At 60.4% G+C, this 18,116-nt stretch carries 18 protein-coding genes and 4 pseudogenes; 9 read left to right on the top strand and 13 right to left on the bottom strand.

The annotated features are described in order from the left end of the window. Positions 1-44: 44 nt before the first annotated feature. The 6 genes and pseudogenes from VLK31_RS09090 to VLK31_RS09065 all read right to left on the bottom strand — a co-directional run. A pseudogene (locus tag VLK31_RS09090) lies at positions 45-272 on the bottom strand (hypothetical protein); the annotation flags it as partial. A gap of 57 nt (positions 273-329) precedes the next feature. Then, positions 330-926 (bottom strand): hypothetical protein, encoded by a 597-nt coding sequence (locus tag VLK31_RS09085; RefSeq protein ID WP_409168071.1) that lies wholly within the window; start codon positions 924-926, stop codon positions 330-332. Between the two features lie 291 nt (positions 927-1,217). After that, a complete protein-coding gene (locus VLK31_RS09080) occupies positions 1,218-1,778 on the bottom strand; it encodes a hypothetical protein (RefSeq protein WP_409168070.1) in 561 nt (186 codons plus the stop codon). Positions 1,779-2,465: 687 nt separating this feature from the next. Continuing rightward, entirely contained in the window at positions 2,466-2,936 is a 471-nt protein-coding gene (locus VLK31_RS09075) for a hypothetical protein (RefSeq protein ID WP_409168069.1), read from the bottom strand. A 14-nt stretch (positions 2,937-2,950) separates the two neighbouring features. Then, positions 2,951-3,484 carry a hypothetical protein gene (locus VLK31_RS09070; RefSeq protein WP_409168068.1) on the bottom strand — a complete coding sequence of 178 codons (534 nt, stop codon included), beginning with the start codon at positions 3,482-3,484 and terminating at the stop codon, positions 2,951-2,953. 116 nt (positions 3,485-3,600) lie between these two features. Next, complete coding sequence (locus tag VLK31_RS09065) at positions 3,601-4,143, bottom strand: hypothetical protein (protein WP_409168067.1); 543 nt, start codon at positions 4,141-4,143, stop codon at positions 3,601-3,603. 260 nt (positions 4,144-4,403) lie between these two features. Between VLK31_RS09065 and VLK31_RS09060 the strand changes: the two are divergent. Continuing rightward, positions 4,404-4,583: pseudogene (locus VLK31_RS09060) on the top strand (transposase); the annotation flags it as partial. A 745-nt stretch (positions 4,584-5,328) separates the two neighbouring features. Here the strand turns inward: VLK31_RS09060 and VLK31_RS09055 are convergent. The 4 genes and pseudogenes from VLK31_RS09055 to VLK31_RS09040 form a co-directional block, all read right to left on the bottom strand. Beyond that, entirely contained in the window at positions 5,329-5,631 is a 303-nt protein-coding gene (locus VLK31_RS09055) for a hypothetical protein (RefSeq protein ID WP_409168066.1), read from the bottom strand. Between the two features lie 11 nt (positions 5,632-5,642). Further along, positions 5,643-5,774: a hypothetical protein gene (locus VLK31_RS09050; RefSeq protein WP_409168065.1), complete on the bottom strand. Its 132-nt coding sequence runs from the start codon at positions 5,772-5,774 to the stop codon at positions 5,643-5,645. Between the two features lie 109 nt (positions 5,775-5,883). Continuing rightward, positions 5,884-6,237 (bottom strand): hypothetical protein, encoded by a 354-nt coding sequence (locus tag VLK31_RS09045; protein ID WP_409168064.1) that lies wholly within the window; start codon positions 6,235-6,237, stop codon positions 5,884-5,886. A 296-nt stretch (positions 6,238-6,533) separates the two neighbouring features. Then, positions 6,534-7,052, bottom strand: a pseudogene (locus VLK31_RS09040) (filamentous hemagglutinin N-terminal domain-containing protein); the annotation flags it as partial. Positions 7,053-7,535: 483 nt separating this feature from the next. Here VLK31_RS09040 and VLK31_RS09035 point away from each other — a divergent pair. The 6 genes from VLK31_RS09035 (at position 7,536) to VLK31_RS09010 (ending at position 14,945) form a co-directional block, all read left to right on the top strand. Continuing rightward, complete coding sequence (locus VLK31_RS09035; protein WP_409168063.1) at positions 7,536-8,114, top strand: GspH/FimT family pseudopilin; 579 nt, start codon at positions 7,536-7,538, stop codon at positions 8,112-8,114. Positions 8,115-8,121: 7 nt separating this feature from the next. Beyond that, positions 8,122-8,718 carry a type IV pilus modification protein PilV gene (pilV, locus tag VLK31_RS09030; RefSeq protein ID WP_409168062.1) on the top strand — a complete coding sequence of 199 codons (597 nt, stop codon included), beginning with the start codon at positions 8,122-8,124 and terminating at the stop codon, positions 8,716-8,718. Then, positions 8,715-9,707 carry a PilW family protein gene (locus tag VLK31_RS09025; RefSeq protein ID WP_409168061.1) on the top strand — a complete coding sequence of 331 codons (993 nt, stop codon included), beginning with the start codon at positions 8,715-8,717 and terminating at the stop codon, positions 9,705-9,707. The genes pilV and VLK31_RS09025 overlap by 4 nt, the downstream gene beginning before the upstream one ends. Beyond that, a complete protein-coding gene (locus tag VLK31_RS09020) occupies positions 9,704-10,324 on the top strand; it encodes a PilX N-terminal domain-containing pilus assembly protein (RefSeq protein WP_409168060.1) in 621 nt (206 codons plus the stop codon). The genes VLK31_RS09025 and VLK31_RS09020 overlap by 4 nt, the downstream gene beginning before the upstream one ends. A gap of 35 nt (positions 10,325-10,359) precedes the next feature. After that, the gene (locus VLK31_RS09015) at positions 10,360-10,887 is read left to right on the top strand and encodes a type IV pilin protein (protein WP_409168059.1); all 528 of its coding nucleotides are present in this window, start codon (positions 10,360-10,362) and stop codon (positions 10,885-10,887) included. 77 nt (positions 10,888-10,964) lie between these two features. After that, the gene (locus VLK31_RS09010) at positions 10,965-14,945 is read left to right on the top strand and encodes a pilus assembly protein (RefSeq protein ID WP_409168058.1); all 3,981 of its coding nucleotides are present in this window, start codon (positions 10,965-10,967) and stop codon (positions 14,943-14,945) included. A 38-nt stretch (positions 14,946-14,983) separates the two neighbouring features. Here VLK31_RS09010 and VLK31_RS09005 read toward each other — a convergent pair whose 3' ends face one another. Together VLK31_RS09005 and VLK31_RS09000 are read right to left on the bottom strand one after the other, a co-directional pair. Then, positions 14,984-15,280 carry a hypothetical protein gene (locus VLK31_RS09005; protein ID WP_409168057.1) on the bottom strand — a complete coding sequence of 99 codons (297 nt, stop codon included), beginning with the start codon at positions 15,278-15,280 and terminating at the stop codon, positions 14,984-14,986. A gap of 171 nt (positions 15,281-15,451) precedes the next feature. Then, complete coding sequence (locus tag VLK31_RS09000) at positions 15,452-15,754, bottom strand: hypothetical protein (protein WP_409168056.1); 303 nt, start codon at positions 15,752-15,754, stop codon at positions 15,452-15,454. 237 nt (positions 15,755-15,991) lie between these two features. Here VLK31_RS09000 and VLK31_RS08995 point away from each other — a divergent pair, with 237 nt between their 5' ends. Further along, positions 15,992-16,198: a hypothetical protein gene (locus VLK31_RS08995; RefSeq protein ID WP_409168055.1), complete on the top strand. Its 207-nt coding sequence runs from the start codon at positions 15,992-15,994 to the stop codon at positions 16,196-16,198. Between the two features lie 96 nt (positions 16,199-16,294). Here the strand turns inward: VLK31_RS08995 and VLK31_RS08990 are convergent. Beyond that, positions 16,295-17,323, bottom strand: a pseudogene (locus VLK31_RS08990) (autotransporter outer membrane beta-barrel domain-containing protein); the annotation flags it as partial. Positions 17,324-17,337: 14 nt separating this feature from the next. Between VLK31_RS08990 and VLK31_RS08985 the strand changes: the two are divergent. Continuing rightward, on the top strand, positions 17,338-18,116 hold a 779-nt coding region (locus VLK31_RS08985; RefSeq protein WP_409168734.1), incomplete at its 3' end, for a hypothetical protein.

Genomic DNA, 18,116 nt, shown 5'->3' with positions numbered 1-18,116 from the left:
GATCAGCACGGTACCAAGGCTTCAGGTGCTCGCCGCAGAACGCGATCGGCCACGGCCCACTGGAAGGACTCAGATTGTTCGCCGACCAGCAGCACCCTGTCGGTGCGAAAGCATGGCGACTCGGATTCAGGGATGCGCTGGACCGGCGCTGGTGGCGCCGCCTGCGGGCGCTGGTCAACAGTGCGTTCGTTCTGCTCGCGCAGCGCGCGTTCGCGCTCCTGCTGGCGCTGCTGCTCGATGATGGGCGACCGCCAGCAGCGGAGAGACGACAAGGGCTGCGGCCACGACCAAGCGCGTGCGCCGAGGCACGCCGATAGGACGGATCATGGTCAGCGCCTGAACTCGACCGTACGGATCGCCGACGGCTTACCGGAAAAGCCGCTCACGGTGCCGTCGGCGCCGAAGAGGATGTCTACCGGTTCGTCTTCCTGGGTCGTCCAGTACCGCCACGTGTTGGCGTTCAGGTCCTTGGTGTCGTTGCGCGACGGATAGCTGAGCGACATCAGCACTTGGGGCCGGGTCATGCCGACCGCGGCCTTGGCAGCGTACACAGCCTTCTGCACCTCGGGACCCCAGGTTGCAAGCGTCAGCCTTGGGTCCGTTGGAACAACGATCTGCCGCGTCCAGCGCAGCATGTCTTCCTTGCTCCGGGCGGTGTCGTCGCGCAGCGAAACGTAGTCACCGCCAATGGTCCCGTAGGCGTAGCGGTCGCGCTTCATGGTGTCGAGCACCACGGGCTCGCCGACAGGCACGATGGGGCCTCCCAGCAAGTTGGCGCTGGAGACCCAACCGTAGTCGGGGCGCAGGTTGCAGCAGGTGTAGCCGGTGATGGGCTGAGATAGCTTGGTGGCGCAACCAGACAGGAACACGCTGGCGATCACCGCGAGGGCAGCGGCGGTTCGTGGGAAAGGGTGTGACAGTTTCATTCTCATTTTTTCTATCGAACGTCGTGGCTTTCAGAATCGGCCACTGTCCTTGGGGTTGTGAACGATCTGGATCAGCACATCAGGCTTGTAGGCCTTGGTCCGGGATATCTCTGCCATCTCTGCGTCTGCCGCCCCGCGAAGTCCAACACGCCGCGCCCCTTGTAAGCAGGGTAGCGGGGCGAGCGCCCGGTGCTGACGTTCACGTTGACTGCGTCGCTGAATCGTAGTTCTCAAGACAAAACCTATATGACTAATTCACGTTTCGTGGCCCAGTTCAAGAATTCTCGCTACCTAACCGGCATTGCTGGTGCTGTAATTGGCCACGAGTTGTTCCAAGAACACACTACCCAGCGCTCTATTGAGCGGCAAGTCAACATCTATCACCGCTGCTGTTGCATCAGAAATAGAAAAAAACCAATTTCTATCCAATTGCCGAATAAATTTAAAAGCGTTTTTCTTTTTTAAATTCACCGCAAGAACTCCAAGTTCTACCGGACTGAATTGGACGGCAATCCATGACAAATTCTCGTCTGCCAAGATTACTCCTCCGTGGAGATTGCCTGCTTCCATTGCAGATCTCATCTTTCCAATGCCAGGCGCCCACGATGCTTGTCTTTCAATATTTGCTAAAGATGCAAAATTGGAGGCGTACAAGAAAATAACACCAGCGTCAATTTCCTGAAATGCCAATTTATAGGCACGTTCAATTTCCTCAAGAAATTCGCAATCCGAGGAGAGATCCGCGTCAAAAAAAAGAAAATCATCAAATCCATCTTCAAATATCTTGCTTGGCAAAACGAGAGAAGCGATCACTGATTTGGCGATGCGGATTTCTATTTCTCTGATGTTCAAAATTCACCTACTAATAAGCGAAGTTTGCTTAGGATGCTCTGCGCAACGCAATCCCAAGCGCTGTGCGCTCGTGAACTGACTGCGATACGAAATGACGAATGCGCTCACGGTTTTTTTGCGTTGACGCCCAGTCTGCTGCGGCCATTTACTGGCCGTTTCGGGCCATTGGCCGTGCTGCGGACGCCCCGATCATATCGGTCACCACCAATCCGGCCTGGTTCGCGCAAAGTCTTGGATTCGCACTGCAGGCCGCAATCGACATTTATGCAGCAGCAGCGATAGCAGGCCGACTACTCAACAAGTAAGCGCCCGCAGGACCGCCCACCAATGCCAGCCCAAGCCCGGCAGGAATCTTGGCGGATTCGATGTCGCATTGCTTCTGGTCCAACTGGCACATCGATGAAGCTCATCGTTATATTTCAGTTGTGACGATCTCAATATTTTTTGCGCCGGGGAAATTTTCCTGTCGATCTCAATTCATTGAGTGGGAGTTTTGCTTGCTGGCACACCAAGCTGCAAAGTCTTTGAACCAATCATTGGGTTTTAAGCTGTAACTTCGGCCTGCCGTCATTTAAAAATCCGTTTATTTGATTGCCGTATTATTTGAAGCCCACTAGGATTTCATCGGTAATCTTGTGCTGATCGACTCATGTCGAACACATATTCAGTCGCACCATTTAATACTACTTACAATATGTTGTTGTAACCATACAAATAATTCACCATCTCATTTTCAGTCCACGCGTGGCCGTTTAGCCTATCAATAACAAGGACCCCGCCCCCTTCCCCGCCAAGGTGATATTTCTCATCGTCGGTCATTAAGTCGATCACCATCGGATGAAACGTAGCTTTCGCTCTTTCCAGCACCCAAATCGAACTTTCTTGCGAAATATAGCTTTGAGCTTTTTTTAAAATTTCCTCTTCAGTCAATAATTTTCCATCCCTATATTCAACAGGAACATTAAAAGATGAAACCCCGCTCCTCCTTAGCTCTACGACCAACGCCACACCTTGCAGTCTGGGTAGCCTAAGTCCCAAAAAACCAGAGTACTCTGCATCCTTGTTAATTCTCAATTTCTTTATATCTGGAGACATACTCAAAAGCAAGAGTGCGCCCTTAATCTGATCGGGTAAAAAAATATCGCAGTATTTATTCATCGAATATCTTGAACTCACTGTTCGGAAAATAAATACACAGCTCTGCTGGACATTCTTTTTTGCAAGTCCGCCACGGAAATTGTGTAACTAGACCCTCGTCCCACAGGGGAGGGGTCACGAATAAACGCGCGGCCACCAACGATCTTGTCGACAACGATTGCATGAGAATTATCGGAGCCTGTCCATACACTGACAATCGCAGAATTTCCGTTCTTCGTCGCCAAATCAATCGATTCGACGGTGGCACCTTGCGAAACGTACGTGGCCGACCCTTTGAATCCAAAATCCTTCAAGGTTTCCGGAATCGCAGCTATTGAGACGGGTGTGCCTTGGTTCGCAGCATTCTCGGCCATTTGTGAGCGAATGAATGACTCGGGCACGTTTAGTTTTCGGGCCATCTTGCATGCTGCAGACGCACACGATGCATTTGTAAATTGTCCTGAAACTGAATCGGCCAGGTAGGGTCGCTGATCCGCCGCTTCGAGATAAATACCCTGCGCACTCCCTTTTTGGGCCGAAATTTTTGCAGGATCAGAGCCGTTGCTCAATACGTGCCGTCCATTTTTTTCGGAGGGGTCAGGATTGCTCGCGAGGTCGAAATTGCTTTCTCCCGGAATTTTTCTTAACTACAGTGTCACGCAAAATTGCCCCATATGGGAAAACGCTAACGCCTCAAGTTGTCACAATAATTTAGCCAATCCGATGTCCATCTAGGACTGCAAACAGGATTTTCCTTGATAATTCCTTTGCTTATCGCCTCTCCTAGCAGGTGCACATCCAGCCATGGATCAACCGTCATTTTCGCGACTACTTCTTCATCAAATATTTCGGGCAAATATTTCTTGAGATGCGGATATCCCGCATCCTCATCAGTCATTGATAAAATAACGCATGGCTTTTCAGCAATTTTTCCCTTCCCCTCATTTTCTGGAAAATCGACAAGAGGATATTTTCTTTCGTACCAACTATTTTTTCCAATTTCGACCCCCAGCGGATTTGCCTCTGCAAATCGGGAATACAAGAGCTTTAGATGCTCAGAATACAGGTAGGAAATTTTAAATTTTTCACCTGGCCTCAAGAGATACAGCAAAATCACTGGCCCACCAAATTGCTCGACACTCCAATCCATCCAGTCAGCACCACGCCCCTGATCTAGATGAATTAATTCCGATGTATCTCGCCCGTACAAATAATAGTCACTCGACATTATTTTCCTTGATTGGAAATGGTTGCATTGGGATCAGAATTTTCCCATTTTTTTGACACCAAGCATTGACTTCCTCGCAGTTGCAGAGGTTGAGCTGGATTCGTTCCTTCTAGAACTTGCACTGCAATAACCGGACTAGATCTCCGCGACCGCGGGTCGCCCTTTACTGCTGCTTCGCAATTATCTGCATTTGAGGCATTTTTCAGTTTAGTCAAAGTGCCAACACTGCCTTCATAAATAAGAACAGAGCCGAGCCTGCGTTGGCCGACCTGGTGGCGCCGTACGCGCCCGAAGGCGAGAAGGGCCGCCCGCCCTTCGCGGTGGAGACCATGCTGCGCGTCCATTTCATGCAGCAATGGTTCACCCTGAGCGATCCGGCAATGGAAGAAGCCTTTCATGACGTGCCCTTGTTCGGCGAGTTCGTCAGTGTGAGCTGGGATGGCTTTAAAGCCTTTGGCTTGTGCGCTGAAAGTCGCGCCAGTCAAAATATCCCATCGCTACCCCAGCAGGAACTCCAATTAAGAATATTATTCTCAAACCCAAAGCCAAAGGTCGATCAAAAAAGATGGATATTGGGAAAATTATGATAGACATAAATAGCAGTGCGGCTGCGGTGTAGCACAGCAAGAAAAAATCCATCTGTACTGAAGAGCAACGTCTTCATTCCAAAGGTTTGGGCAAAGAAAAAGCGCAACTGCGTCGAAATTAAAAATAAATCCAGGCGGATTTCCGTTTGGTTTCATTTGGATTCTAATGGGGCTTTAAAGATTTGGTATCCATGGATTGGTCATCCCGGCCGCAGCGTTCGCACTGAATTTAACGGTTGCGCCAAATGCTCCTGAAATTCCACTGATGACGCAGGTCGTTGGCTACTCCATGCTCAGTGGGACAGTTTGAGCAGTCACCACCATGCCCGTTAAGGCAGGTGCCACAAAAGCAGTTGCAATCGGAGCGCCAACGATCAGCACCACAGCTCCGACTGCGCTGCGCCCTTGTTCACCCTGCGCCTGGTTAATCGGATTGTTGGGGTTCCAATTCGCACCGTAGACCAAGCAATTCGTGTTGGCGCAGGGAACATATTGGGGATTGTCGGAGCTATAGCGTAGTGGATAGGTCATCCCGTGGTATCGAACAAATGCTTGCCTTGGTATTGTTCACGTTCGAGCCACATGGCAGCAGTGACGGTTATCTTGAGTTTGAAAGTTTTCGCTTGAACTGCCACCACGAAAGCAGCCCCATTAACGCTCGGAAGCCAGCCCCTGAAAGGAGCGCTGTCGCAAAGATCATTGCCAATGGAATAGAAACAATCAGTCCAACTGGATCTATTACTAGCGAAAAGAAAAAGATTGTCGATACGCTATAAGAAAGAATGAACAGCGCGCCACGAAACGGGACTTTTTTTGTTTCGTCCCACAGACTCGGACACAGCCAAGTAGCTACGCCATCGAAGCTAAAAGGAGTTCCAGGAGGATCGGTGTTTGGTTTCATGGAAGAACTAGCTAGAGCTGATCGGACAGCTTGCTGCTGGCATAGCCGAAGGTGTTGCCTCCGTCACCCGAGGCCCGGTATTGCGTGCGGGCGACGCAGGCGCTCAACGCGGCGGCGGCAATCAGAATGATGCGTTTGGTCAAAACAGTTTTTTATTTTAGGACCTGAAACTGGCAAAGCAATTTTTCCGAGTCATTTTCTAAAGAGACAAATGCGAAAAGCCAGGGAAAAAGATAACCTCTCACCTCAATATCATGACGCACCGACTCGCAAACAGCATCCATTCTTTACGAATTCCAAGCCCTCGCCACTAAGGTGTAGCACTGCATAGCGGCCCGACGCAGCTGACAAGCAATCTACGTCAATGGCGCGCTCACCCATTTTCTCCTCCATTTTTTCCAATTTTAAATTCACTGGCCTTGCATTCAAAGGCGTGTAGTCGGGAGTTCCTCCGCCCATGATTTCCTCGTGTGTTTGCTGCTTTATTTCATAACAGATCGTAAACGTGTCTCCCACGCAGAGATCAGTGTCGCTGTAAAAAAGATGAATTCCTAAAATTTTCCCATCTATGATTCCGTACACATAAATGTCTGGATGTTTTTTCATTTCAACCTGCATTATTTCACTCGACTTAGAAATTCTGCAATTTGCTCTGGAGTCATGCGCGGGGCAGCCGCTAGAAAATAATTTCGATCCGCTCGAGTTGAAAGAGATACAGGAAGAGGCATTCCCATATCAGCGAGTGCCTTTCGGGCGACATCTACCGAAATGCTGTTTGGAGCTCTCGCTGCGAAATCGGCTGGAGAAATGTACATGCCCACTTGAAGCTCAAGCACTCTGTAGATATTCCCCTCAACAAAGGTGCCGATTTGAGAGCGTCCGCCGAATTGCAAAACTGCTTGCCCGCCGTCCACGCTGATGCCGGCCGGGTTGGCGATGATCACTTCGGCGCGCTGGCCGCCTACTTCGATGTACCCGCGCAGCTGGCTCGGGGAGCCGCCGTTCACCTCGTTCAGGATGATTCGCGCCGGCCCGCCCGCCAGGAACGGATTGCCCTGCACGAAGCCGCCCAGCTGCGTCTGCACGTTGGTGCGGCTGTTGTTCAGGATGGCGCCGTTGGCGCCCACATTGAGCTGGTTGTAGACGTTGCGCGAAACGCCCGCGGCAGAAGGCGTTTGAATGTTCACCAGCGGCACGCCATTGGGCACCACCAGCACGGTCGGGCGCAGGTTGCCGGGCACGTTCGGCGCACCCACGATCTGCGCCTGCGCCGCGGCGGCCAGCAGCAATCCTGCGACTGTCATTGCACTCACGGCAGTCGCCCTGCTCGCTCCCTTGCCGGTGCTGGCGGCGGTCTCCTGGACCACCATGCGCACGCCCCTGGCCGCGTTGAAGACCACGCGGTGCAAATGCCGATTCATTGCTCTCAAGCTCCCTGATAGTTGTCAACTCGCGGCACATTTGTGACAAAACGCAAACCGCGGGAGCGCGGATTATGAAAGAGATGGGGCTTATTTCAAGGAATTTATTCGCACTTATTTACGGTGAATTGGGTTTGATGCGATGGTATTAATCCAAATGGGTTAATTTCTTTGCAATCGGATCGGGGGCTGGCTCTTATTGGGGCTTTGAGGTTTGGCTTCCACGGGCTATGTAGTGACCGAAAACCTCAAAATTCTTCAAAGAATAATAGGCCACGCCGTCTGCCCAATGGTGTTTTTGAAGCGATAAGCGGCGCTTTTCCTGCGTCTCTGCCGAATACTATTTGCCGCACTTCAAGACACAATAATTCAAAAGTGCAAATCCAATCGGCCTCGGCAAGGCGTGACAGATACCCGATTTCTGGCGCATTTTTCCGGTCACGCCGGTCATTCCTGTCTCGCCGGGCTTCGAGTCGAATCCGATTGGCCCCGGCACACCGCCAAAGCGGCCTCACCGCCATTGAATTGCTGGTCACGCTCGCCGTGCTGGCCATCCTGGTCGGCATTGCCGCACCGTCGATGTCGACTTTCATGGCCCGCTGGCGCGTTTCCAATGCCGCCAATGCGCTGACCGGGTCGCTGCGCATCGCACGCACCGAGGCCATTGCCCGGGGGCGGCCGGCCGTCGTGTGCCCGGTGGCGTCAGCCACGTCCACCAGCTGCCTGCCCGCGGCAAACACCGGCGCGTTCGCCGGCGGGTGGATCGTGTTCGTCAACAACGACCGCGACGCGGACTTCAGCTACGACGCGGCCGAAGACGAGCTGCTGCTGCGCCAGCAAGCACCCCCCGGCATCGCAAGCATCCGCCTGAGCAGCGCGGCGCGCTTCGCGATGCTCCCCAGCGGCCTGCTGAACGCCACGGCCACCGCCGTCGACATCGACGCCACGGGCTTTTCCAGCGCCAGCGCCACGCCGTGGGCGCGCAAGGCGCTGTGCATCACCAAGCCCGGGCGCGTGCGCGCCGTGGCGGATGCAACCGCGTGCGTCGACGGCGAGAAATGACATCGCCATGAAACTTCAACACACACAGCGCGGCGCCACCCTGATAGAGGTGATGGTGGCCATCGTCGTATTGGCCGTCGGGCTGTTCGGCATGGCGGCGCTGACCTCCTCGGCCGCGCGCTACAACCAGTTTTCTCGCATGCGGGCCGCCGGCCTGAGCCTGGTGGGCGACTACGCGGAGCGCGCGCGCGCCAACACCGCGGGGTTTGCGAGCTACGCCTACACCACGGCCTACGCGGCCAGTTCGCGTACCGCCGCCACCACGGACCCGACCACCGCGGTCGCAGATTGCGAGGTCAAACCACTGCCCAGCCGCGTCAACGACTGCGGCCCGGCCATCGCAAGCTACGACCAGTTGCAGTGGCTCACCAACGTGGCCAACCGGCTGCCGGGCGGCACGGCCTATGTCACCGCGGAGTCGATACCTGCGCCTGCGGACGTGCCCGGGCTGCCGGGCACGCGCGTGCTGAACATCTGGCTGATATGGAGCGCCATTCAGGAAGCCGATGGCTTTCAGCTGCAGAAACCCTGCCCCAAGGAAGCCAGCATTTCGACGGCTGACCTGGCCCTGGTGAACTGCATGTACTTCAGGGTCACGCTGTGAGGGCCGCACCGCGCGTGGCGCCGCGCCTGCACCGCCCGGTGCGCGGCTTCACCCTCATCGAGTTGATGATCTCCCTGGCCATAGGGCTGCTGATTCTGGCGGCCGGCATGGCCATGTATGCCGGGTCCAGCCGCGGCAGCCTGGCGTCGCAGCTGGAAACGCAGATGAACGAAGACGCCATCCTGGCCCTCAACCTGGTGCAGCAGCAGCTCAAGCAGGCGGGCTACTCGCGGCAGGTGGTTCCGGCCAACGGCGCCACGGTAATGAACAACTACGCCGGCCCCGCGGTGCGCGGTTGCGACGGCGGGTTTGTCGATGCCAGCCTTGCCTTCGACCGCCTCACGTGCACAAAAGGGGCAGGCAGCGACGCCATCGCCATCCGCTACGAGGCCACAGTGGACAACACCATGCCCACCGCAGGCACCACGCCCCTGCCGACCAACTGCGTGGGCAACGCCATCAGCCCCGTGAGCGACTCGCAAGCGTCGCCGCCGCCCACGGTGACGGCCCCGCGCTACGCACTGGCCGACAACCGCTATGCAATCACCGACGCCGGCACGCTGCCGATGCTGTCTTGCCGGGGGTCGGAGAAGAAAACCGCGGGCAACGCCATCGGTGATTCGCAGCCGCTGCTGTCCAACGTGGAGAGCATGCAGATCCTCTACGGCGTGGCCAGCCGCCCCAGCGCCGAACTGGCCGCCGCCTACGACCCGATGCGCCACCAAATCGTCAAGTACCTCACCGCCACCCAACTCGACGCGGAGCCCAGCACCGCCGTGTTGCCCGACCTCACCGAAGACCGCTGGGCGCGCGTGCTGAGCGTGCGCGTGTGCCTGGTGATGCGAAGCGACCAGCCCCTGAAAGACGCGCCCGCGGGCGGCGCTTTGTACAAAGACTGCAGCAACGTCGACCAGACCGGCACCGGCGGCTACCTGCGCCGCAGCTACGTCACCACCGTGCTGCTGAGAAACCGCGTGATCGTTCAATGAACACAGTGCCACGCGCCCTGCGCGCCCCCTTTCGCCACTCCTTGCGCCGCTCCATCCGGCAACGCGGCGTGGTGCTCCTCATCACCCTGGTGCTGATCGTGGTGATGTCGCTGCTGGGCACCTTCGCCATTCGCAATGCCACCCAGAGCGAGCGCAGCATCAACGGCGTGCGCTCGGCCGAAGTGGCACGTGAAGCGGCTGAGACCGCGCTGCGCTTCTGCGAGCAGGTCGCCATGTCCGACGCAGCCGACAAGGACTACACCGAGTTCAGCAGCACCGGCATGCGCGAAAGGATCATCGCGAGCCCCGCCGTCGCATCGGAAGCCGACACCAGCGCGGCCTGGCGCAGCGCTGGCAGCTGGAAGGGCACCAACGTCATCGAAGTGCCCGAAAGCTATTTCAGGAAAACCGGCATCAGCACGGGCGACCTCTCGCAGTTGAAGGAAGCGCCGCGCTGCCTGATCCAGAAGATCGCAAGCACCGCCATGCCGGCGCTGACCGGCTACCTGATCACCGCGCGCGGCTTTGCCAACGACGCCAATTTCAACGCCGACACCGGCAAGTCCACCCAGGGCGCGGAGGCATGGATGCAGTCCGTGCTGACGCCCGGCACCTGACCCACCCCCGCCGAATGCACACGCGAGCCACCGCCATGACACACCGCCCCTCCCATGCAGGCCACCCTGGCAGCGCAAGCCACACAAGCAGCCCCGGCCGCGGCTTCACGCTGATCGAAATGATGGTCGTCGTTGCGATCATCGCCATCCTCGCGGCGATCGCGCTGCCCAACTACCGGGAGCATGTGCGCCGCGCCAAGCGCGCCGAGGCCCAGGCCGTGCTGATGGAGGCCGCCCAGTTCATGCAGCGCTACTACTCGGCCAACGACCGCTACACCACCGCCGCGGGCACTGTGAGCGTCGAAGCCGAGCAAAAGACGAGTGGCGCCAACAGCGTGAGCATCCTGCCCGCCACGCTGCGCAAGTCGCCCAGCACGGGCACGGCCAGCAACTACACCGTGGCGGTCTTCGCGCGCGACAAGCCGCCCAGCTTCACACTGAAGGCCACGCCCGCCGGCAGCATGAGCGACGACAAGTGCGGCACGCTGGTGCTTAACAGCCTCGGCACCCGAAGCATCGCCAGCACGACCGTGGGCGTGACGGCCGCGGATTGCTGGAAGTAGCGGCAGCAGCCTGCGCAAACAGGCCCGACGAGAAGCACCGAGCCCCACACACACACCGCACCCCCAGGGAAGACCGCATGCAAGCCATCTCTCACCGTCTCGCGCTGCCCAAGCCGCGCGCGCGCGCCCACCTGCTGCACGCCTTTACCCGCCTGGCGCTGGCCTGGGGCGCCGCCCTGCTCTGCGCGGGCACCGTGCTCGCCGCCAGCACGCCCAGCCAGTCGCCGCTGTACAGCGCCGTGCCGGGCGCCAAGCCCAATTTGATGTTCGTGCTGGACAACTCGGGATCGATGGGCTTCGAATATCAGGAAGGCTATTCGGTTTCAGACAGTTGCCCGAACGGCGAATCTTGCGCAAACAACAATAAATACGGCTGGTATGCGATGCGCTCCAGCGCAATCAATACGCAGTACTACAACCCGTCGATGACCTATTTGCCAAGAATCGATGCCAATGGCAAGCCAAAAGAAAATCCGCTCACTTTTGTGGACAACCAGTCGTCGAAACCTTTTTACTATTCCGCGGACGGCACCGATTACAACATCCAAGAAGAACCCTACGCACCCAAATACACCGAGTACACAACAAACAGTGTGCCCGGCGATAAAAAATTCACCTACGTTCAATGCAAAAACAATGATTGTTCGACTTCGGCCAATAGAACAGTCGTCGATCTGAATTTTCCGGCGGGAAACGAAACAGTCGTCTTGCCTATAGGCCACACTCGCACCGATTGCGGCAAAAACGCGACGACCTGCACCAAAGCCCAGGAACTTAAAAATGTGCTGAACTGGTATGAGTGGTACCGCACTCGGGCGCGCGCCGTCGCCACCTCCGTGGGGCGTGCCATGCAGAATTACGACAACAAATTCCGGGTCGGCTATTCGCAATACAACCAAATCAAAAGCAAAGCAGACTATGGCGAGGCCAAATCGATCCAGCGCGGCGTTCGTTATTTCAGGGACGACGCCGGCGGCAACAATTGGAAAACCCAGTTCTACGACTGGCTCTACGGCGTCATTCCAATTGACGGCACACCCAGCCATTACGCACTGGCTCTGGTGGCCGACTATTACGCCGGCGCATCGACCTATGCGGACAGCCGCGCCGTCAGGGCGACCTACGGCAACCCCTGGAAAAACGACCCCACCAAAACCGACGCCGAAAACAGCGTTGACGATTTGAGCTGCAGGCGCTCGTACGCCATCGTGTTATCGGACGGTGCCTGGTCCGAAGCAAAAACAGGGGTCAGAAAATACGCGAGCCGCCAAGGCGACATCTTCGAAGGCAAGCCCGGCGGCAATGCGGCCAAACTGCGGTACGACCCCAACGGCGCAGCGGAATTCGACAGTGCAGCACTGGCCACCCGGTTGACCGCCCGCAATCTCTACATTCCCTACGGCGACGGGGGCATCAGCAGCAACGGGTTCGCCGATTTGACGGCCCATTTTTTCTGGCACAAGGACTTTTCCAGCCTGCCCAACAACGTGCCGCCCATCGGGGCTCAACACAACCCCACGTTCTGGCAGAACATGACGACGTTCGTCATTGGCTGGGGCCTGACGCCGTCGGGCGACCAAGGCGTTAACGGAGGGTTGAAGTGGGCTCAGATCAACAAATACAACAACGACTGGCTCGCGGGCGTCCCCACGTCGTCGCTCGTGAAACCCGCATGGGCGGGCAGAAGCACGAGCGTCGACCTGAACGTGAAGGATGGTGACCGCTCCCTGCGCGTGGATGACTTCATCCGTGCCGGCTTCACCGGCGGCGGCCGCGCCTACAGCGTGTATTCGGGCGACGACGTGCGCAAGGCGATGGACAACGCGCTCAGCAGCATGGTGGGCAGCGGCAACGACGCGGGCGTGGCGGTGTCGGGCAGCAGCAGCGAGTTTCAGACGCTCGACAACCAGTTCAAGTACACGACCGAATACCAGACCTCCGACAACAGCGGCGACATCAAGGCGTTTCAGTTGAACGCCAGCGGCGGCTACCTGCGCGTGGATGCCTCCGGCAAGCCGACCCCGGTGTGGTCGGCCAACGCCCGCATGCCGGCGGTGGCCGAGCGGCAGATCTTTGCGCTGTCGGGCTACGACGCCGACAAGCCCAGCGCCGCCCCGGCCCTGCGCAAGCGCCTGAGCTACAGCACCACGCTGGACAGCCTGCCGGAAGACCTGCAGAAACTGCTGAACGCCGACGCGCTGCAGCCGAAGGGCACCGAATTCGTTCGCTACCTGCTGGGCGAAGACCCGCAGACCGACAAGAACGGCACCACCTACCGCCTGCGCAAGCAGCCCGTGGGCGCCTCGGTGAACTCGTCGCCGGTGTTTGTGGGCGCGCGCGTCGACATGGGCTACGACGTGCTCGGCACGGTCGACGGGCGCACCAGCTACAAGGCCTACCGCACGGCCAAGCGGACGCTGCCGTCCACCATCTTTGCCGCCACCAACAACGGCAAGGTGCATGTGCTGAACGCGGCCAAGACCGACACGGTGCTGCCCGGGGTGGCCGCAGGCGAGGAGCTGGCCGCCTTCATGCCCAAGGGGGCCATGGCCGCGCAGATCGACATGGCGGCCTCGAGCTTTCACTTTCGCTACACGCTGGACGGGCCGCTGGTGACGCACGACGTGTACGACGCCAAGGGCCAGACGCCCGCGGGCGGCGAGGCGGCCTGGCGCCAACTGATGATGGGCACGGGCGGGCGCGGCGGTCGCTTCATGTACGGGCTGGAGTCGCCCCTGGGCACGGCCGACCGCATACCGACCAAGGACCACTTTCTCTGGGAGGTGGACACCAAGACCGCCGGCTACGCCGACATGGCCCACATCACCAACAACCCCGCGGCCGGTCAGCTGGACGACGGCACCTGGGTCATGCTGACGGGCAGCGGCCACTACGGCGGCGCGGGCAAGAAGGTGGGCCTGTACGTGGTGGAAGCGCTGACGGGCAAGCTCAAGGCGTTCATCGCGCTGCCGGAGGCGTACGGCAACGATGCCGCGGCACCCGTGGTGCCGGCGGACGGCTCAGCCACCTCGGCCACCCCCGTCGCCCCTGCCGCCGTGCCCAAGCGCAGCAACCGCGGCCTGGGCGGCGTGGTCGCGGTGCGCGACAGCACACTCAAGGTGGTGGCGGCCTATGCGGGCGATGCCAACGGCAACCTGTGGCGCTTCGACCTGCGCAGCGCGCGCCTGGCGGTGTCCTATGGCAGGCCGCTGTTCACCACCCAGGGCGGAAAGGCGCAGCCCATCTACGCCGCGCCCGCCTGGCAGGTTCACCCGGGCGACGCCAGCAGCTGCAACTACAGCACCACCTCGCAGTGCGGCGCCATGGTGGTGGTGGCCACCGGCATGCTGCTGGACGAAGACGACCTGGCCAAGCCCGCCACCGCCCAGGCCATCTACGGCATCTGGGACAAGACGCCCATCGGCGGCAACGACAAGGACGGCGCCGAGCAGGTCGGGCTGCAGGACCTGGTGGAGCAGACCATCGACCTGACGTCGAAAAAGGCGGGCAAGGGCGAAGAGGCCGGCAAACACTTCTATCAGGTCAGCTCGAATCCGGTGGACTGGAAGAAAAAGAAGGGCTGGCTGATGCAGCTGGGCACCATCGCGCAAGAGGGCGCCATGCCCCACGGCGAGCGGGTGGTGGGCGACCTGTCCAACATGGGCAGCAACGTGCAGGTGACCTCCTTTCTGCCGGAGGACAAGAACCTGAGCATCGAGTCCTGCACGCCCACGAGCAGCCTGCCCAACATCGTGTATGCGCTGGACGCGCTCACCGGAAAGAACAAGTACGCGTTCGACGTCGACGGCAACGGCACCGCCGACAGCTACTCGATCGTCGCCATTCCGTCCGGTGGCTTCACGCGCGGCAGCGTGAGCTCGCGCAACATGATCGGCCAGTCCAACGAAGGCCGGCCAGACCTGAAGCCCGAAACAGAGTGCACCGGACAGAGCGGCTTTTTGACCGGCGTGGGCGGCACGCAGAAGATAAGCGACGGCTGCGCGGCGCCCAAGGCATGGCGGCGCAGTTGGCGCCCGGTGGTGTTGCCGCCGTTCTAAGGCAGGGACGTTCCAGGCCGGTCCAGTTTCAGGTCGTTCTAGGAACCCGGGTGGTCGCGCATCCAGCGCATGGCCTGCTGCTGCGCATGGCGCAGAGCTTCGGCCTCGGTGGCGTAGGCGGCGGTTTCGGTGTCGATGGGCAACTGCACATCGGCCTGTTCCGCGGAGGCCGCGCGCAGGGTGACGACGGGGCGGTAGGTCTCGTCGTCGAGCCGCTCGGCGCGGCAGAGGAACTGGTGTCCGTCGTGGGTGAAGTCGACGGTGTGGGCGTCGAATGCGGGGGTGATAGGGGTGATAGGGGTGATGGGGGTGTTGGCTGGGGTCGTGGTTGGCATGGCGTCGGGTCCTTGGGGTGCTTGCATGGGTGCCAATGTGCGAGCGTCGACGGCCGCCGCGTGTGAGCGCAGGACGATGTTGCGCGTCGGCGATTGAGCAGGCGAACAGCGCAAGGCGTTGTGTGCGAGACGAACAGCGCGAGGCGCTGAATGCCAGCCGATCCCTGCAAGTCAATCGTCCCGAAGCTGCGGGCCGGCGTTCGACGCGCAGCGCGCTACCGGGTCACCGCCCCGCTGGTCCACCACATAGCGCAGCGCGGCCTGCAGCGCGGGCCAGCCCGCGAAGGCCAGTGCGTTGTTGAACGAATCCCACCGCGCGCCCAGCGCCCGCATGCGCTGCGACAGCTCCGGGTCGCAGCCCACCAGCGCGGGCCGCGCATGCCCGTGACGCGGCACGGCCTCCACCAGCGTGCAGCCCAGCTGGGTCGCCAGCTGGGCCGTGTCTTCGTTGCCTTGCCGGGGTCGGCGAATCATCGGGAGGCTCCTTTTGTTTTGTGCATGTGGCCTCAGGCTAGCGCGCGCGCAAGCGCAATGCGGTCGGCTTGCGGCACACGATGGCGTAGGAAAAAAGAAATGGACGCATCAGGAAGGAGGCAAGAAGGCAAGGAGGCAAGCCAGCACAGGCGATGCGCTCACGCCCGGTAACGTCTGCGCGCCCGCCATCGCCAATGGCCTATGGACAAGGCGCGCCGATGGGGCCAAGGTGCGGGCATGACCCACCCCATCGAACTGACCATTCAGGAGCCGCTGCCGGGTGCATACGTCTGGCAGCTGCTCGAAACCGACGACCAGGGTGCGCACCCGCGCGTGCTCGGCAAAGCCTACGACGCGGCGGACAGCTACGAGCTGGCGCTGTCCGCCGGGCAGCGCGCCCTGCAGAGCGCCATTCGCGACCGAGCGGCGCCCGGTCGCAAGTAAGCGAAGCGGCAAGCAAGAACCGGCGGCTGCATGGGCCGCATGGCCTTTGCTGCATGGGCTGGATTGGTCATTGCTGCGTGGGCAGCGTGGCCGTTCTTACCAGCGCACACGCACACCAGCGGTGCCCTGCACGCTGCTGCCGCCCTTCACTCGCTTGTCCGCACCCGAGGCCAGCAGCGTGCCCAGCTCGCCATAGAGGCTCGTGGTCGGGCTCAGTTGCAGCACGGCACCGACCGCGATCTCGGTCGCCGTGGCGCCGGTGCGCGTCACGATGTCGGTGGAGCCCGCCGCACTCACAAAGCGCGTCACGTCGCGGCCCTGCGGCGCGCGGTGCAGGTTGAGCCGCGCATACGGGCGCAGGCTGCCTGCGCCGGTGTCGATCTCGCCCTTCACCGTCAGCCCTGCACGCAGCCGCCAGCCGTTGTCGGTGGCCTGCTGCACCGTGGCGCCCGGAATCGTCGTTTCGCCCAGACGCTGGCTCTGGCGAACGAGCTGCAGTTGCGGCTCCAGCGTCCAGCCGCCCAACCCCAAGTCGACTGACTGCCCCACCTCCAGCGAGGCCAGCCAGCCATGGCCCTTGCCGGACAGCCCGGCGCACTGAAGGGGCGCCACCGTGTAGCTGTAACGACCCGTCTGCAGCACGGCATCGGCGTAGAAGCCGGTGCTGTTCGCGTAGGTGGCGTACAGCCCCAGGTGCTGGCTTTTCAGGTCGTTGCCGCCCACATGCAGATCGGCCACGCCGCGGGCAAAACCACTGACCTTGGCGTCGCCTTGCAACTGGCCGACGTACACGCCCGCGCGCCATTGCGAAGCGCGCCACAGATCGGTGCCGGCCTGAAAGCCGCTGAGCTGCCCGCTGCTCGTCGGGCTGACGGTGCCTTCCTGGCCGATGCGCAGGCCGGTGCGAATGACCCGACCCCATGCGCTGCGCTCGCGGCCTTGCGCTGCGGCGGCAAGGCCGGAGCCATCGGCGTCGCCGCCCGTGCGCTGGTGCACGCTGCCCAGCATCGCAAGGTCGGCCTGACGCAACTGCGCGGGCAGTGCCGCGAACAGCGGCACTTCGGCACGGTAGGTGGGGATCTGGACGGGCGGGGGGATCTGCTGTGCTGGAGGTGCGGGAGGTTCGGCAGGCGTTGAAGGTGCGGGCGTGTCTGGTGCTGCGGCTGGCGCTGCCGGTGCTGCGGCTGCTGCCGGTGCTGCTGCTGCTGCCGGTGCTGCTGCGGCTGCCGGTGCTGCTGCTGCCGGTGCTGCTGCGGCTGGCGTTGCTGCTGCTACGGCTGGCGCTGGCGTTGCTACCACGGCCGGCACTGGTCTTGCTGCCGGCGTTGCCGGTGCTACGGCTGGCGCTGGCGTTGCTACTACGGCCGGCACTGGCGTTGCCGCCGGTGCTGCTGCTGGCGTTGCTGCTGCGGCTGGCGCTGGTGTTGCTGCTGCGACTGGCGCTGGCGTTGCTGCTGCGACTGGCACTGGCGTTGCTGCTGCGACTGGCACTGGTGTTGCTGCTGCGACTGGCGCTGGAGTTGCTGCTGCGACTGCCACTGGTGTTGCTGCTGCGACTGGCGCCGGCGTTGCTGCTGCGACTGGCGCTGGCGTTGCTGCTGCGACTGGCGCTGGCGTTGCTGCTGCGACTGGCGCTGGCGTTGCTGCTGCGACTGCCACTGGTGTTGCTGCTGCGACTGGCACTGGTGTCGCTGCTGCGACTGGCGCCGGCGTTGCTGCTGCGACTGGCGCTGGCGTTGCTGCTGCGACTGGCGCTGGCGTTGCTGCTGCGACTGGCGCTGGCGTTGCTGCTGCGACTGGCGCTGCTGCTGCGACTGGCGCTGGCGTTGCCGATGCTGCCGCTGGTGTTGCTGGCACCGGCGCCGGTGTTGCTGCTGCGACTGGCGCTGGTGTTGCTGCTGGCGTTGCCGGTGCTGCT

The organism is Variovorax sp. H27-G14, assembly GCF_046156345.1.
In the GTDB taxonomy this organism is placed as follows: domain Bacteria; phylum Pseudomonadota; class Gammaproteobacteria; order Burkholderiales; family Burkholderiaceae_C; genus Variovorax.
This window is presented reverse-complemented; position numbering and strand designations above follow the sequence as displayed.

Coding starts and splice junctions, on each gene's coding strand:
- VLK31_RS09085 (WP_409168071.1), bottom strand. CDS start 926: ATGAAACTGTCACACCCTTTCCCACGAACCGCCGCTGCCCTCGCGGTG.
- VLK31_RS09075 (WP_409168069.1), bottom strand. CDS start 2,936: ATGAATAAATACTGCGATATTTTTTTACCCGATCAGATTAAGGGCGCA.
- VLK31_RS09065 (WP_409168067.1), bottom strand. CDS start 4,143: ATGTCGAGTGACTATTATTTGTACGGGCGAGATACATCGGAATTAATT.
- VLK31_RS09055 (WP_409168066.1), bottom strand. CDS start 5,631: ATGAAACCAAACACCGATCCTCCTGGAACTCCTTTTAGCTTCGATGGC.
- VLK31_RS09045 (WP_409168064.1), bottom strand. CDS start 6,237: ATGAAAAAACATCCAGACATTTATGTGTACGGAATCATAGATGGGAAA.
- pilV (WP_409168062.1), top strand. CDS start 8,122: ATGAAACTTCAACACACACAGCGCGGCGCCACCCTGATAGAGGTGATG.
- VLK31_RS09020 (WP_409168060.1), top strand. CDS start 9,704: ATGAACACAGTGCCACGCGCCCTGCGCGCCCCCTTTCGCCACTCCTTG.
- VLK31_RS09015 (WP_409168059.1), top strand. CDS start 10,360: ATGACACACCGCCCCTCCCATGCAGGCCACCCTGGCAGCGCAAGCCAC.
- VLK31_RS09010 (WP_409168058.1), top strand. CDS start 10,965: ATGCAAGCCATCTCTCACCGTCTCGCGCTGCCCAAGCCGCGCGCGCGC.
- VLK31_RS09005 (WP_409168057.1), bottom strand. CDS start 15,280: ATGCCAACCACGACCCCAGCCAACACCCCCATCACCCCTATCACCCCT.
- VLK31_RS09000 (WP_409168056.1), bottom strand. CDS start 15,754: ATGATTCGCCGACCCCGGCAAGGCAACGAAGACACGGCCCAGCTGGCG.
- VLK31_RS08995 (WP_409168055.1), top strand. CDS start 15,992: ATGACCCACCCCATCGAACTGACCATTCAGGAGCCGCTGCCGGGTGCA.